The following is a 14,930-nucleotide window of genomic DNA, read 5'->3' as shown; positions in this document are numbered from 1 at the left end:
CGACGGGGGCGGCGCCGTGGGCGGGGTCGGCGTCGCCGCCTGTGCGTGGCGTCGTTCCGGTCCTCACGCCGCACCTCCGGCCGGGAGATCCGTTCCCGGCCGCTCGGGGGGCTCGGTGGCCGGGTTCGCCGCGGTGGTCTGCGCGGAGCCCGGCGAGGAGGGTGCCGCCGCGCTGGGCTGTGCGGGGTTCGCGGGGCCCGAGACCGCCGCGCCCGGAACCGTTGCGCCCGTCGCCACCGTGTCGGCCGCCTCGGTGTCCGGGGCCGCGGTGCCCCGTGCCGTACCGCCTTCCGGGGCCGTACCGCCTTCCCGTTCCGTACCGCCGTCCGGGGCGGGGCTCGTGGTGCGGCCCGCGGCGATCACGGCCCAGAGCACCCACACCACCGCGAGGAGCGCACGCAGCCAGGCCGGGCTGAGCGGGATCCAGGGGATCATCAGGACGGCCTTGTCGAAGGCGTCGAGGAGCGTGAGGGCGCCGAGGGCGAGCGTGGTCCAGGCGAAGGCGGGGCGCGTGGGGCGCAGGGCGAGGCCCACGCCGACCCACCAGGCGCCGATCAGGAGCAGTGCCAACGCGGGCAGCGGGCCCGGGGCGAGCCGCAGGGTCGACCCGGCCACGTCCAGGACCAGGCCCGCGAGGCCCAGCAGGGTCGCCGTGCCGGCGAGCCGGCTGCCGCGCAGCCGGCGCCACCACAGGATGCCGCCCACCAGCGCCAGGACGAGCGAACAGGCCAGGGCCAGCTGGGTCTCGACGCGCTGGACGCCGCGGGCGCCGTACCAGTCGCAGCCGGCCGGCAGCCGCCGCGCCTGGACGTTGTAGTCGGCGCAGACCAGCAGCTGGGCGATCTTGACCGGTTCGCCGACCAGCCGGCCGGTGTTCCCGGAGACCTCGCCCCAGCGCGCTCCGCACTCGGGCAGCGAGCCCGGGGTGGAGACCTCCGCGTCGGCCTGCCAGCAGTTGCCGCCGCCCTGGCCGTCCCACCACACGTCCGTGCGGTTGGGGCGGGAGGCGCCGGACGCGTCGACGCCCAGTCGGTTCCCGGCGTAGCGGTTGTGGTGGGAGGTGTCGGTCTGCTTGCCCCACGCCGACTCGCCGCGGATGAAGGCGGGGACGGCGCTGAGGAAGAAGGCGGCGCGCTGGTGCCCGTAGACCCAGTTGTTCTCGTAGAGGTTCCAGTTGCCGCCCGCGGTGATGATGCCGGTGCCGGGCGGCATGGAGATCTGCGGGCAGACGACGCCCTGCTCGTAGCCGCGCTCCACCGGCGGCTTGGCGCAGGTGCCGTCGGCGACGTACCGGTAGTAGTTCTGGTTGTTGTCGTGGATCAGGTTGCGCTCGAAGCGGGCGTGGTTCTGCGGGAGTCCGGGGTGGCCGGGGAAGGCGGAGTCCATGGAGGCGCCGCCCATGTTGTGGTCGAACTCGTTGTCGTGGACGTAGACGGAGTCCCCGGCCGTGCCGGAGTAGCCGACCATGTTGTGGTGGCTGCGGCAGCCGGTGATCTCGATCGAGTGGCGCGGGACGTCGTAGCCGCGGCCGTCGTTGATGTCGGAGGCCGAGCCGGGGTAGATGCCGGAGTCGCCGTTGCCGTAGGACTCGCAGTTCTTGTACAGGCCGTGGTCGGAGGCGAAGGTGAGGAAGCCGTACTCGTCGTTCCACCGGGTCAGGACGTCGTCGATGACGAAGCCGTCGCCCGCGAGCACGTACAGCGAGTTGAAGGTGGTGCGCTGCGCGGTGAAGTTGCGGAAGTAGATCCCGTCCGACTCGTCGGCCCGGATGGCGTTGAGCTTGGCGTACTTCGCGTCCACGACGACGTCGAGGCGTGACGCTCCGGTGCCCTCGATCTGGAGGTTCTTCTTGCCGAGGATCGCGACCAGGTTCTGGTTGTGGGGGCACTGCTTCTGCTGCTCGTACGACAGGATCTGGTAGCCGAGCGCCGACTTGGGCGCCTTCAGCGAGGCGCAGGCGCCGGCCGGCGGGGCGAGGGAGGGCTCCTCCTCGTACAGGCCGGGCAGGACGGCGATCGTCATGCCGGGGCGGTCGACGGCGTCGACGGCCTGCTGGAGGTGGCGGTATCCGCTGCGGGCGCAGCGTTCGAAGAGGGCCTGGTTCCGGGCCCTGAGATCGGCCGGGAAGCCGGCCGTCCGGCGTGCGAAGTCGGCCCGGTCGGTCTTGCAGACCAGGAGATCGGGCTCCCCCGTGCGCAGCACCGGCACGCTGCCGGAGCCGTCGGGGAAGGTGACGGGCCGCTCCTCGTGGGCCAGGGCCCCGGGGGCGGTGACGAGCGCGGCGGCGAGCGCCGCGAGAACGACCGAGAGCGCGACAAGGAGCCTGCGGGTCCACGACATGGGCGTGAGAGTAGAGCAATGTTCATCTTTTGGAACCCCCCGTGCACGCACCACGTCGAATCGAGACCTGCCGGGATCCCGTTGACGCGAGCGGTCGCGGAATCCTACGGTCATCCATAGGATTCCCTTGCGGGCTCAGGACAGGAGCGGGCGATGACCACGGAGACCACAGCGCAGGCGAGAAAGACGGCCGAGTCGCTGGCGTACAGCACCGGTTTCGGCAACGAGCACGGCTCGGAGGCGGTACCGGGCGCACTGCCGCACGGGCGGAACTCGCCGCAGCGCGCGCCGCTGGGCCTGTACGCCGAGCAGCTGAGCGGCAGCGCGTTCACCGAGCCGCGCGCCCACAACCGCCGCTCGTGGCTGTACCGGATCCGCCCGTCGGCCGCGCACCCGCCGTTCACCCGGACCGACAACGGCGCGCTGCGGTCCGCCCCCTTCACCGAGGCCGTCCCCGACCCGAACCGGCTGCGCTGGAACCCGCTGCCCGACCCCGCGCCCGGCACCGACTTCCTGGCCGGCCTGTGGACGCTCGGCGGCAACGGCGACACGACCCAGCGGACCGGCATGGCCGTGCACCTCTACCACGCCAACGCCTCCATGGACCGGGTGTTCAGCGACGCCGACGGCGAGCTGCTGATCGTGCCGGAGCGCGGTGGCCTCCTCCTGCGCACGGAGCTCGGGCTGCTCGCCGTCCGCCCGGGAGAGATCGCGCTGATCCCGCGCGGCGTCCGCTTCCGCGTCGACCTGCTCGACGAGAGCGCCCGCGGCTACGTCTGCGAGAACTACGGAGCCCCCTTCCAGCTCCCCGACCTCGGCCCGATCGGCGCCAACGGCCTGGCCAACGCCCGCGACTTCCGCGCGCCGGTCGCCGCCTACGAGGACGTCGAGGGCCCGGTCGAGGTCGTCAACAAGTACTGCGGCAACCTCTGGTCGGCGACCTACACCCACTCCCCGCTGGACGTCGTCGCCTGGCACGGCAACCACACGCCCTACGTCTACGACCTGCACCGTTTCAACGTCATCGGGACGATCTCGTACGACCACCCGGACCCGTCGATCTTCACGGTGCTCACGTCGCCGTCCGACACCCCCGGCCTGGCGGGCGTCGACTTCGTGGTCTTCGCCCCACGCTGGCTGGTGGGCGAGGACACCTTCCGCCCGCCGTACTTCCACCGCAACGTGATGAGCGAGTACATGGGCCTGATCGAGGGCGCCTACGACGCGAAGGCGGAGGGCTTCGTGCCCGGCGGCGGTTCGCTGCACAACATGATGTCCGCGCACGGCCCGGACCGGGAGACCTTCGACCGGGCGAGCGCCGCCAAGCTGAAGCCGCAGAAGATCGACGACGGCCTGGCCTTCATGTTCGAGACCCGCTGGCCCGTCACGGCCACCGCGCAGGCGGCGAACGCCGACCATCTGCAGAAGGGGTACGACGACGTGTGGCAGGGTCTTGAGCGCCACTTCCGGTCGTAGTACGCCGTAGTACGGAGAACGCCGTGACCGCCTTCGCCCCCGACTCGCTGGTCCTGAACCGCAAGCTGCCGCTCTGGTACCAGGTCTCGCAGTCCCTGCGCGCGTCCATACTCGGCCGCACGCCCGACGCCTCCCTGCGGCTGCCCACCGAGGAGCAGCTCGCGACGCACTACGGCGTCAGCGTGCTGACCATGCGCCAGGCCCTCAAGGAGCTGGAGGAGGAGGGGCTGATCAGCAGGCACCGGAGGCGCGGCACGTTCATCGAGCCGGGCGCCCGTCGTTCGAGCCCTCGCCGGCTGCTCGGCTCGATCGACGCGATCGTGGCCCAGCAGTCGGGCGAGCGGACGACGGTGCTCGGTCACGGCACCGAGCCGGTGCCGGGAGAGCTGGCCGAGTACTTCCCGGACCTGCCGGAGGTGGTCGCGTACCGGCGGCTGCGCTGCGACGGCGAGAGCGGCGAACCCACCAACTGGGCGGAGAACGCCGTGCGGCCCGAGCTGGCGGCCGCGGTGGATCCGGCGGACCTGGAACGCTGGCCGATGACGAAGGTGCTGCGGGACGTGGTGGGTGTCCGGATCAGCCGCATCACGGACACGGTCGAGGCCCGGCTCGCGGACCCGGAGACGGCGGCGCTGCTCCAGGTGCCGCTGCTGTCGCCGATCCTGCACTACACGGGCGTGACGTACGACGAGGACGGCCGGGTCGTGGACGTGGCCCGGATCCGCTACCGCGGCGACCGCTTCTCCTTCACGGTCACGGTCGAGGCCCAACACTGAGCGGCGGACGCACCACGGGCCCGGCACGACCGGCATGACAGCCCCTAGCATGCGGGGCGTGACCGAAGACCCGCGGCTCGACGACATGCCGCTGCTCGACGAGCTCATGCCCTGGTCCGTGGCACCGCTGCGGCTCGGGCGGTCCTGGATCGTGGCGCCCGACGTCCGCACGCTGCGGGCCCGCTGGGAGCGGCTGGTGGCCGCCCGTGGGGAGGAGCGGGAGGAGCTGTTCCGACCCAGCAGGGCGCGTACGACGGCGAGTTCGGTGGCGGCGCTGCCGGGTCAGCGCACCGGCACCGGCCGGTTCGCCCGCGAGGACGGCCCCTGCCCCGCACCCGTACGCCTCGCCCACGGGCCCTTCGACGAACAGTGGCTGCTCCCCGACCACCGGCTGATCGACAGCGCCCGGCCCGAGCTGTGGCGGGTCGCCGACGCCTCCCAGCTGTTCGTCGTCGAGCAGGGTCACGTGCCGGGGGCCGCCGGGCCCGCGTTGCTGGTGACCGCCGCGGTGCCCGACGGCCGCTCGCCGGCCGGACGGCCGGGCCGGATCCGCCCCCTGTTCCGCCGCCCCGGCGGCCTGGAGCCCAACGTCACGCCCGGCCTGCTGCCCCTGCTGTGCGAGTGGTACGGGCAGGCCGTCACGGCCGCGGACCTGGCGGCCTGGGTGGTGGCGGCGGCGCTCCCCTCCCCCGCCGGGTGCCGGGTGCCGCTGCCGCGCGACCCCGACGTGTGGCGCTCGGGCGTGAAGCTCGGGCGGCGCCTCACGGACATCCAGCTGCGCGGCGCGCACGGCGGCGAGAAGCCGCGGCTGCCGGGCGGGCGTCGGCCCTACGTGCGGGCGCCCCTCCCGGCCCGGCCCGCCACGGTGGCGTACGACGCGGACGGGGAGACCCTGCAGCTGGGCGAGGGTCGGATCTCCCCCGTGCCCGCCGAGGCGTGGGACTTCCACGTGTCGGGCGCGCGGATGCTGGAGCAGTGGTTCGCGCGCCGTACGGCGCAGGCCGAGCCGGGCAGCCTGGAGGCGATGGGCCCGGCGGCCTGGCCCCAGGAGTGGACCTCGGAGCTGCTGGAGCTGATCACGGTGCTCGCGCTGCTGGCCCAGCGGGAGCCGGAGCGTGCGGCGCTCGCCGCGCACCCGGGCACGACCCGGGCGGAGCTCCGGTCGGCCGGGGTGCTCCCGGTACCGGCGGCGGCGCGCCGCCCGGCGTCCGTCCTGGACCATCAGGAGGAAGGCCCGGAGGGCCAGTTCGCGCTGCTCTAGGTCCTGTCCGGGCGGTCTTCGAGGACCTGACCCACCACGAACGAGTCGAGCGCCCGCCCCAGCGTGCGTTCGAAGATCTCCTCGGGGTCGAGCGGCGCGCCGCCGGACTCGCTCAGGACCGCGGCCAGCCGCGGGTGGCCGCCCTCGGCGAGCCGTCCCATCAGGTAGGCGCCGCGCACGGCCTGTTCCTGTTCCTCGGACCAGGGCAGACCCCGGGCCCGCTCGGCGAGGGCGAGTTCGTTGGCGACGATCGTCATCACGGTGCCGTTGACCGTCGCGATCAGCTCCATCTTGGTGCCGCCGGGGAGGTCGAGCCCGTCCAGGCACGCGAGGCATCCCTCCAGGAAGCGCAGGGCCTGGGGGCCGAAGGCGTACGCGGTCGTCATCAGCCGGATCACCCAGGGGTGGCGGCGCAGGATCGCCCGGGCCTGGCGGCCCACGGCGAGCATGTCGGCCCGCCAGTCGCCGCTCGGCGGGTCGGGCAGGTCGTACTCCGCGCTGACGGCGTCGACCATCAGCTCGTACAGATCCTCCTTGCGCGGCACGTAGTTGTAGAGCGACATCGTGCCGCAGCCGACCTCGGCCGCGATCCGGCGCATCGAGACCGCGTCGATGCCGTCGGCGTCGGCGATGCGCACCGCCGCGGCCACGATGTCGGCACGGCTGTACGTCGGCCTGGGGCCGCGACCCGCGCGCTCGGGGCGCGCCCAGATCACTTCGGGTTCGGCCGCTCGGCCCGCCATGGATCATCACCTCGCCTCCATCGTAGTTACGTACGCCGTACGTAGTGGGGTATGGTCAGGCCATGACTACTACGTACGCTGTACTTAGTGAAGGTCTGCAGAAGCGCTATGGGGAGGTCCATGCCCTGCGCGGGCTCGATCTGGCGGTCCCGGAAGGCACGGTCTGCGGCGTCCTCGGCCCGAACGGCGCGGGCAAGTCCACCGCCGTACGGGTGTTGACCACCCTGGTCGCCCCCGACGGGGGCAGCGCGCGGGTCGCCGGGCACGACGTCGTCCGGGACCCGGCGGGAGTGCGCCGGCGCATCGCGGTCACCGGGCAGCACGTCTCGGTCGACGGCGACCTCACGGGCGCCGAGAACCTGCGACTCTTCGCCCGGCTGCTGCGCGCCCCGCGCGCCCGCGCCGACGAGCTCCTGGAGCGGTTCGGCCTGGCCGAGGCCGCCGGGCGGCCCGCCCGGACCTACTCGGGCGGCATGCGCCGCCGGCTGGACCTGGCCGCGAGCCTCCTCGTGCCGCCCCGGGTCCTCTTCCTCGACGAGCCCACCACCGGGCTCGACCCGCACAGCCGGAACGGGATCTGGGACGCCGTACGGGGGTTGGCGTCCCAGGGGACGACCGTGCTGCTCACCACCCAGTACCTGGAGGAGGCCGACCAGCTCGCCGACGACATCGTGCTGATCGACGAGGGCCGGGCCGCCCACCGGGGCACCCCGGCCGAACTGAAGGCCGCGATCGGCAACCGCGCGGAGGTGGTCGTCGCCGACCCCGCCCTGCTCACCGCCGCGGCCGCCGTCCTGGACCAGCTCACCGGCTCCGCGCCGGTGCTGGACCCCGAGCGCCGCACGGTCGGCGTGGTGACCACGGACGTCACGCTCACCCTGCCGCGGCTCGTCCGCGCGGTGGACGCGGCCGGCGTCGGGATCGTCGACGCGAGCCTGCGTCCGCCCACCCTCGACGAGGTGTTCCTGCGCCTCACGCACCGGAAGGAGCTCGCGGCATGAGCGTATGGGTCCCGGGCGGGACGGAGGCGCCGTCCGCGCGGGCGGCACTGGCCGACGGGTCGGCGATGCTCGGCCGGCACCTGCGTCGGGTCCGGCACGCCCCGGCGATCGTCGTCCTCACCCAGACGATGCCGATCGTCTTCCTCCTGTTCTTCGGGTACGTCTTCGGCAGCGCGCTCGCGATGCCCGGCGCCGACTACCGCGCCTTCCTGGTGCCGGGCCTCCTCGTGGCGACGGCGGCCGGCGGCCTCATGACCGGCATGATGCAGGCCGCGCAGGACGCCCACCGGGGAGTGATGGACCGCTTCCGGACCCTTCCGATGAGCCGGGCCGCGGTGCCGCTCGGCCAGGCGCTCGCGGACGTGCTCGTCAGCGCGGTCGGCATGGTGCCCCTGCTGCTGACCGGGCTGGCGATGGGCTGGCGGATCGAGGGGACGGCCTGGGAGGCGCTCGGCGCCTTCGGGCTGCTGCTCCTCTTCCGCTTCGCGACGACCTGGGCGGGCATCCTGCTGGGCCTCGCCTCGCGCAGCGAGGAGGCCGCCGGCCAGCTCGGCAGCGCCTCGTTCATGCTGCCGCTCCTGTCCAACGCGTACATCCCGACCGAGGGTCTGCCGGGATGGCTCCGCACGGTGGCCGAGTGGAACCCGATCTCGGCGGTGACGACGGCGGTCCGCGAGCTCTTCGGCAACGCGTCCGCACCCACGGACGCCGCCTGGCCGGTGGCGCATCCGGTAGCCGGGGCGGTGCTCTGGTCCCTGCTCCTGATCGCCCTCTTCGCGCCGCCCGCCGTACGCCGGTACGCGCGCGGGTGAGCCGGTGCGGGGCGGCCGCCGGGTGAGCCGCGCCCGCCCCGCGCGGGCGCCGGTCCGCGCCGGGTGACCGAGGAACGGTCGGCAGGTGACAACGGCGGCACCCGCAGGGTAGGCAGGGCTTCCATGAGCACTCAGCCACTCCCCTTGGAGGGGATCACGGTCGTCGCGGTCGAGCAGGCCGTGGCCGCCCCCTTCGCCACCCGCCAGCTGGCCGACCTCGGCGCCCGGGTCGTCAAGATCGAGCGCCCGGACGGCGGCGACTTCGCCCGCGGGTACGACACCGCGGCCGGCGGACTCGCCTCGCACTTCGTCTGGTGCAACCGGGGCAAGGAGTCGGTCGCGGTCGATCTCAAGGATCCGCGGGGGCTCGCCCTGGTCCGGCGGCTGGTCGCCGGGGCCGACGTGTTCGTGCAGAACCTGGCCCAGGGCGCGGCGGCCCGGCTCGGCCTGGACGCCGCCACCCTGTGCGCCGCGCATCCGCGGCTGATCGCGGTCGACGTCTCGGGGTACGGACCGGGCGGACCGTACGCGGACAAGCGGGCCTACGACATGCTCGTCCAGTGCGAGGCGGGGCTCGTGTCGGTGACCGGGACGCCGGACCAGCCGGTCAAGTCGGGTGTCCCGGCGGCCGACATCGCGGCCGGGATGTACGCGTACACGGGCGTCCTCGCCGCGCTGGTCCGGCGCGGCACCACCGGACGCGGCGGCCCGGTGGAGGTCTCGCTCCTGGACGCGCTGGCCGAGTGGATGGGTCACCCTCTGCACCATGTGATGCACGGGGGCACGGCCCCGGCGCGTACGGGTCTGGCGCACGCCGTCATCGCGCCCTACGACGCCTACCCGACCGCGGACGGGAGCCTGGTGCTGCTGTCCGTGCAGAACGACCGGGAATGGCGGCGGCTCGCCGAACGGGTGCTGGAGCGGCCGGAGCTCGCGGACGACCCCGGGTTCGCCACGAACACGGCGCGGGTGGCCGGCCGCGGCAGGACCGACGAGGCTGTCGCGGCGGCGCTGGCGCCGCTCGACGCGGCGGAGGCGCTGGCGCGGCTGGAGGCGGCAGGCATCGCCTGCGCGCGGCTCAACACCGTCGCGGACCTGGCGGAACACCCGCAGCTCGCGGCGCGGGACCGCTGGCGTTCCGTGGACTCGCCGGTCGGGTCCCTGCGTGCGCTGCTCCCGCCGGTGACGTTCCCGGACGGGCCGGAGCCGCGCATGGGCCGCATCCCGGCACTGGGCGAGGACACCGCGAAGGTGCTCGGGGAGCTGGGGGTCGCCGAGGACGAGCTGCGGGAGCTGCGCGAGCGGGGCGTGGTGGCCTGACGGACGCCGGGGGAGGCGGCGCCGCCGGGTGCGTTCATCTGTTCCGCCGGCTTCCCGGGCGGGACCCGGGGGCGGAACAGATGCCCACGATCATGCTGGTGAGGCGGAGGCCGGCGGTCGGGCCGAGCGAGGAGCGGGCGGGGTGCGCGTGCGAGGAGCACGCGGCGTCCCGGTCCGACCGGTCCCGGCCCGTCAGCCGTGGTTGCCGAAGAGCGAGCGGCGCAGGCGGCGCAGCGGGGCGAAGAGCGAGACGCGCGCGCTCTTGCTGCGACGGCTGTGCGTGCGGTCGCGTGCGGTCAGTTCGCGCATCAGCAGCGTCGCCTCCGCCGCCTCGCGCTGCGGCACGGCGGGGCCGCCGAGCACCGCGAGATGACGGTCGAGCCGCGAACTGGTCGCGCTGCTACCGCAGGTGATGGCAGGCACTCGCGGCCTGCTGCGCATTGCTATCTGTTCCATGTCACTCCCCACCCTAACGAGGGCACCCGGCCCGGGCAGGTTAACCCTATCGCCCCGCTGTGACACCCGTGTATCCCGACGACGCGATTGACCACACTCGTACGGGGGTTGACGGTCACTCTCCGAATCCGTGTGATTCCAGGGCGAGTTGGACAGCGATCGAACACCTGCCGAACCGTCACGAACCATCCTGCACTCAAGGTCGTCACTCCTGATCACCTGACGGTGTGTGATCTCCACCACCAAGATCAACGCGCACCCGGCCGGGTGAGTTCGAAATACCCCGCCCGGGGGCAGATATGCCCCACTGCACCCATCGCCGGACAGGGGACGCGCCATGACCGTGATCGCAGGGCGGTACCGGCTCCTGGACGTGCTCGGCGAGGGCGGCATGGGGACCGTCTGGCGGGCCCGGGACGAGGCCCTGGCCCGTGACGTCGCCGTCAAGGAGGTCCGCGCCCCGGCCGGGCTCCCCGCCGACGACCGGCGCCGGCTGTACGCCCGCCTGGAACGGGAGGCGTGGGCATCGGCCCGGATCTCGCACCGCAACGTCGTGACGGTCTACGACGTGGCCACCGAGGACGACCGCCCGTGGATCGTGATGGAGCTGGTCCGCGGACTCACCCTCGCCGAGGTCCTGGATGCGGAGGGCCCGATGCCCCCGCAGCGCGCCGCCCACGTCGGCGCCGAGGTGCTGGCGGCCCTGCGCGCGGCGCACGAGGCGGGGGTCCTGCACCGGGACGTGAAGCCGGGCAACGTCCTGATGTCCAACGACGGCCGGGTCGTGCTGACCGACTTCGGCATCGCGACCGTGGCGGGGACCTCCCCGCTGACGATGACCGGAGAGCTCGTCGGGTCGCCCGAGTACCTGGCTCCGGAACGGGCACTCGGGCGCACCCCGGGGCCCGCCTCGGACCTGTGGTCGCTCGGGGTGCTGCTGTACCGCGCCGTGGAGGGCCGTCCGCCGTTCCGGGGGGACTCGGCGCTCGACACCCTGCGGGCCGTGGTGGACGAGGAGCCGGCGGCGCCGCTCCGGGCCGGCGCGCTGGCCCCGGTGATCGAGGGGCTGCTGCGCAAGGACCCGGAGGAGCGTCTGCAGGCCGCCGAGGCCGAGCGGCAGTTGCGGCTGGTGGGGGCGGGCGGGACGCCGCGTTCGGGGCCGGTGCGGGCGGAGCCGGCGGGCGCGGCGCGGCCCGCGGGATCACCCGAGGGGGGCGCTCCCACGCCTCCGCCCACCCCTCCGCCGGCGCCGGCCGGCGGACCCGGCGGCGAGTCGCCGACGCTCGTGCGGCGCGGGGAGGACGAGGATCGGCGGAGGCGTGCCGTCGTGGTGCTCGCCGTCGCGATCGCCCTCCTGCTGCTGGCCGTGGGCGGGCTGGCGTACGTACTGCTGCGGGACGACGAGCCCGGTGGTACGCCTCCTGGCGGCGGGACCACGACCGGCGCGCCCGCGACCACCACCGCCCCGACGAGCGCCTCGTCGACCCCGTCGGAGGGGACGACCTCGACGGGCCCGACGCCGAGCCCCACGACGAGCGGGCCGACGAGCGGGAGCCCCACACCGCCGGCTCAGACGGTGCAGGTGTTCGTGACCGCCGTACGTGCGCGGTACACCGGTCCGTGCCCGCCTCTGCAGGACGCCGCGCCCGCCTTCACGGCGGCCGTGGCGGTGGGGCGGACACCCGCCTCGGTCGAGTACCGCTGGGTCACGGAGAGCGGCGAGGGGTCCGGCTCCGACTGGCGGAAGCTGGAGTTCCCCGAAGGCGGCCCGGCCTCGCGGCAGCTGGACCACACGGAGACGGCCGATCGGGGCGCCGGCGCGCATCGCGACCGGGTCCGGCTGGAGGTCCGCGCACCGGCCCGGGTCGAGTCGGACTGGGAGGCGTTCTCGGTGACCTGCGAGCCGGCGACCCCGACGGGCGGGGCCACCGGCGCGGGGGGTGCGGTTACGCCGCGCTCCTGAAGGAGGGCAGGTAGCCGCCGGACTGCCCGGAGGCGGTGGGGTGGTAGGACTCGCCGATGTTGAGCCAGTTGACGCTGTGCAGCCAGGCCGAGCCGGAACAGATCTCGTGTCCGGTGAAGGCGGGGACGACGCTCGTGAAGGTGTAGCCGTGGTCGGCCGCGCGCTTGGCGGTGGCCGCGTTGAGGTAGTCGGCGGCGTTGTTGATGGCGGTCCGCTCGTTCTCGCTCAGTCCGGCGATGCAGCCGCCGCCGAGCTTGTAGAAGCGGGGGTAGCCGAGGACGACGACCCGGGCGGCGGGAGCCTTGGTCCTGATCGCCGAGTACACCGCGTCGAGCTTCCCGGGCAGGGTGCTGTCGACGTAGCCCTTGGCTTGATTGACGCGGTTGATGCAGGTGGATTCGGCCTGGAGGACACAGGTCGTCATGACGTCCGCGAAGCCGGCGTCGTTGCCGCCGATGGTGATCGAGACGAGGTCGGTGGCGGCGGACAGCGGACCGAGCTGGCTGCTCGTCACATCACCCGTTCGGGCGCCCGAGCAGGCGGTGAAGGCGAAGGAGGAGGGGGAGTTCGCGTTCGCCCAGAGAACCGGGAAGGCACGCGTGGAGCGCTTGCAGTCGCCGCTGGCGCTGTCGTAACTCCCGGCCCCCACACCGGAGGAGTAGGAGTCGCCGAGAGCCACGTAGTCGAGTGCGGCGGTCTCGGCGGCCTGGGCGGCCCCCGCGCCGGTGGTGAGGGCGAGGACGGCGCCGAGCAGGAGTGAGGACGTGAACGCCGTGATGCGCGACAGTTTCATGAAACCTCCCTGTAGCAGGACCTCTGCGTTACTTGGTAGTAGCAGCGGACCCGGCGCCCTGGAAGTGTCCATGCCAAGACCATTTGGAAAGCGCTCACTGAGACGCCGTCACGAACCCGCCCCCGAAGCCGCTTTCGGGGACGGCGACGACCCTGGCCGCGTGGCTCGAAATCCCCGGATGGAGCAGCGGGTTCAAGCCGGTGACGTGGTCCGATGCGACGCGCGGACCGTCCCGTTCAAAACACCGTGCGCGAAATGCCCGGTTGCCGGATCATGGGCGCCATGTCTGCCACCTCGCCCGTACCGTCCGGGCCGCCGGGGCCGTCGGAGTCGTCCGACCCGCGGCGGGCGCTGCCGATCCGGCTCAACGTCGACGACAGCGACTCCCCCGCCGACGTCGTCGACGCGCTGTTCCTCGGCCGCTTCGCGACCGGCGAGCAGCCGCACTCCCACAGCACCACCCTGGACCGGGTGAAGCCGGCCGCGACCCTGCTGCCGGCCGGCGCCCACGTGCTGCGCGCCGCCAAGGACGACGACCGGCGCGCCGTACTCGCCGAGGGCGACGGCTGGACGCTGCTCGTCTCGCGCTGGAACCGGGGCGCGGACGTCACCGTCACCGCGACGGACGCGGACCTCGCGGAGAGGATCCTGCGGGAGGCGACGGACGGGGCGAAGGACGATCCCGAACCGCAGCCCGAGAACGTGACGATGGGCTTCTGGTACGTCTCGCCCCGGCGCGGCCCGCACCGCACGACCCGTCAGATCAGCGCCGGCACCTGGGAGGAGATCCGTCCCAACTACACGGCGCCGGTGGCCGACGCGATGGACCGGCTGATGAAGGTCACCCCGGACGACATCGCGGGGCGGCTGCTGCTCCTCCACGGGCCGCCGGGGACCGGCAAGACCTCGGCGCTGCGCACCCTCGCCCGCTCCTGGCGTGACTGGTGCCAGGTGGACTGCGTCCTGGACCCCGAGCGGCTCTTCAACGACGTCGGCTACCTGATGGACATCGCGATCGGCGAGGACGAGGGCACGGCCAAGGGGCGGTGGCGGCTGCTGCTCCTGGAGGACTGCGACGAGCTGATCCGCGGCGAGGCGAAGCACACCGCCGGCCAGGCGCTGTCCCGGCTGCTCAACCTGACGGACGGTCTCCTCGGGCAGGGGCGCAACGTCCTCGTCGGCGTCACGACCAACGAGGACCTGGAGCGGCTGCACCCGGCGGTCGTCCGCCCGGGCCGGTGCCTGGCGCGGGTCGAGGTGGGCGCCCTGACGCACCGCGAGGCGGCCACCTGGCTCGGCACCGAGGAGGGGATCGGGCGCGAAGGAGCCACGCTCGCGGAGCTGTTCGCGCTGCGCCGGGGCACACCCGCGGCCGGCGTCCCCGGCTCCCGCGCCCCGGAGGCCGGCCTCTACCTGTGAGCCGAGGCCGGCACCGCCGGGAGGGGGCGGGCGCCGGAACGGGGATCGGAACGGGACGGGCGCCGGACCGGCGCCGCCGGGAACGGTCACGGCTCCCGGTGCGCCATCGGCCGGGTGTCCCCGACCGCCGCCCGACCGCCGCCCGACCGCCGCCCCGGCCCCGCGCCGGCCCGCCCGCGGTCAGCCGCCGTAGACCGCCCGCAGCGCGTCCTCGACGGCCGCCCGGGCCGCCTCCCGTGTCAGCCCCAGCCGCCGGGCCTCCTCCGCGTAGCCGGCCGCGGCGGCGGCCGCCAGCCGGTCCGCCGCGTCGCCCGCCGCCGCCACGAACGTGCCGTGCCGGCCGCGCGTCTCGATCACCCCGTCCGCCTCCAACGCCTTGTACGCCTTGGCGACCGTGTTCGCCGCCAGGCCCAGGTCCTCGGCGAGGCCGCGCACCGTCGGCAGTTTGTAGCCCACGGGCAGCGCCCCGGAGCGGGCGCGCTCCGAGATCTGGGCGCGGAGTTGTTCGTACGGAGCGGTGGTGGCGCCGGTGTCCACGTTGATTCGCAAGGTCACGGCCTGATTCTGCCC

At 73.9% G+C, this 14,930-nt stretch carries 13 protein-coding genes; 8 read left to right on the top strand and 5 right to left on the bottom strand.

The window, feature by feature from the left end; genetic code table 11:
- Window positions 1–63 precede the first annotated feature (63 nt).
- Window positions 64–2,340, bottom strand: a complete 2,277-nt coding sequence (locus tag ACE1OA_RS27665; RefSeq protein ID WP_386541892.1) for a right-handed parallel beta-helix repeat-containing protein — start codon at window positions 2,338–2,340, stop codon at window positions 64–66.
- Between the two features lie 153 nt (window positions 2,341–2,493).
- On the opposite strand from ACE1OA_RS27665, the gene hmgA reads away from it, so the two are divergent.
- Genes hmgA through ACE1OA_RS27650 form a run of 3 tightly spaced genes read left to right on the top strand, consistent with a single transcriptional unit; the run spans window position 2,494 to window position 5,853 of the window.
- On the top strand, window positions 2,494–3,816 hold the full coding sequence (hmgA, locus tag ACE1OA_RS27660) for a homogentisate 1,2-dioxygenase (RefSeq protein ID WP_356778728.1): 1,323 nt from the start codon (window positions 2,494–2,496) through the stop codon (window positions 3,814–3,816).
- A 23-nt stretch (window positions 3,817–3,839) separates the two neighbouring features.
- On the top strand, window positions 3,840–4,592 hold the full coding sequence (locus ACE1OA_RS27655) for a GntR family transcriptional regulator (protein ID WP_356601099.1): 753 nt from the start codon (window positions 3,840–3,842) through the stop codon (window positions 4,590–4,592).
- A 49-nt stretch (window positions 4,593–4,641) separates the two neighbouring features.
- Complete coding sequence (locus ACE1OA_RS27650; protein ID WP_432753543.1) at window positions 4,642–5,853, top strand: type ISP restriction/modification enzyme; 1,212 nt, start codon at window positions 4,642–4,644, stop codon at window positions 5,851–5,853.
- On the opposite strand, the gene ACE1OA_RS27645 is transcribed toward ACE1OA_RS27650, so the two are convergent.
- Entirely contained in the window at window positions 5,850–6,596 is a 747-nt protein-coding gene (locus ACE1OA_RS27645; RefSeq protein ID WP_386541889.1) for a TetR/AcrR family transcriptional regulator, read from the bottom strand. The genes ACE1OA_RS27650 and ACE1OA_RS27645 overlap by 4 nt on opposite strands.
- A 62-nt stretch (window positions 6,597–6,658) precedes the next feature.
- Here ACE1OA_RS27645 and ACE1OA_RS27640 point away from each other — a divergent pair, with 62 nt between their 5' ends.
- From ACE1OA_RS27640 to ACE1OA_RS27630, 3 genes are all read left to right on the top strand, one after another.
- Window positions 6,659–7,597, top strand: a complete 939-nt coding sequence (locus tag ACE1OA_RS27640) for an ATP-binding cassette domain-containing protein (RefSeq protein WP_356778730.1) — start codon at window positions 6,659–6,661, stop codon at window positions 7,595–7,597.
- Entirely contained in the window at window positions 7,594–8,409 is an 816-nt protein-coding gene (locus ACE1OA_RS27635; protein ID WP_384869741.1) for an ABC transporter permease, read from the top strand. Before ACE1OA_RS27640 ends, ACE1OA_RS27635 begins: the two co-directional genes overlap by 4 nt.
- Window positions 8,410–8,532: 123 nt before the next feature.
- Window positions 8,533–9,729, top strand: a complete 1,197-nt coding sequence (locus tag ACE1OA_RS27630) for a CaiB/BaiF CoA transferase family protein (RefSeq protein WP_356601103.1) — start codon at window positions 8,533–8,535, stop codon at window positions 9,727–9,729.
- 192 nt (window positions 9,730–9,921) lie between these two features.
- Here ACE1OA_RS27630 and ACE1OA_RS27625 read toward each other — a convergent pair whose 3' ends face one another.
- Complete coding sequence (locus ACE1OA_RS27625) at window positions 9,922–10,185, bottom strand: hypothetical protein (protein WP_356601104.1); 264 nt, start codon at window positions 10,183–10,185, stop codon at window positions 9,922–9,924.
- Between the two features lie 337 nt (window positions 10,186–10,522).
- Here ACE1OA_RS27625 and ACE1OA_RS27620 point away from each other — a divergent pair, with 337 nt between their 5' ends.
- Window positions 10,523–12,148 carry a serine/threonine-protein kinase gene (locus tag ACE1OA_RS27620; RefSeq protein WP_432753542.1) on the top strand — a complete coding sequence of 542 codons (1,626 nt, stop codon included), beginning with the start codon at window positions 10,523–10,525 and terminating at the stop codon, window positions 12,146–12,148.
- Here ACE1OA_RS27620 and ACE1OA_RS27615 read toward each other — a convergent pair.
- Window positions 12,132–12,941 carry an SGNH/GDSL hydrolase family protein gene (locus ACE1OA_RS27615; RefSeq protein ID WP_432753541.1) on the bottom strand — a complete coding sequence of 270 codons (810 nt, stop codon included), beginning with the start codon at window positions 12,939–12,941 and terminating at the stop codon, window positions 12,132–12,134. The two genes, ACE1OA_RS27620 and ACE1OA_RS27615, sit on opposite strands and share 17 nt — an antisense overlap.
- Before the next feature lie 273 nt (window positions 12,942–13,214).
- On the opposite strand from ACE1OA_RS27615, the gene ACE1OA_RS27610 reads away from it, so the two are divergent.
- Window positions 13,215–14,360 (top strand): DUF5925 domain-containing protein, encoded by a 1,146-nt coding sequence (locus tag ACE1OA_RS27610; protein WP_384869748.1) that lies wholly within the window; start codon window positions 13,215–13,217, stop codon window positions 14,358–14,360.
- Window positions 14,361–14,540: 180 nt separating this feature from the next.
- On the opposite strand, the gene ACE1OA_RS27605 is transcribed toward ACE1OA_RS27610, so the two are convergent.
- Window positions 14,541–14,915 (bottom strand): GntR family transcriptional regulator, encoded by a 375-nt coding sequence (locus ACE1OA_RS27605; RefSeq protein ID WP_384869750.1) that lies wholly within the window; start codon window positions 14,913–14,915, stop codon window positions 14,541–14,543.
- Between the last annotated feature and the right edge of the window lie 15 nt (window positions 14,916–14,930).

Origin of the sequence: Streptomyces sp. JL2001 (genome assembly GCF_050917515.1) — a bacterium.
Classification (GTDB): domain Bacteria; phylum Actinomycetota; class Actinomycetes; order Streptomycetales; family Streptomycetaceae; genus Streptomyces.
Note: the sequence above shows the minus strand (reverse complement) of the source record. Positions and strands in the feature narration are given on the sequence as shown.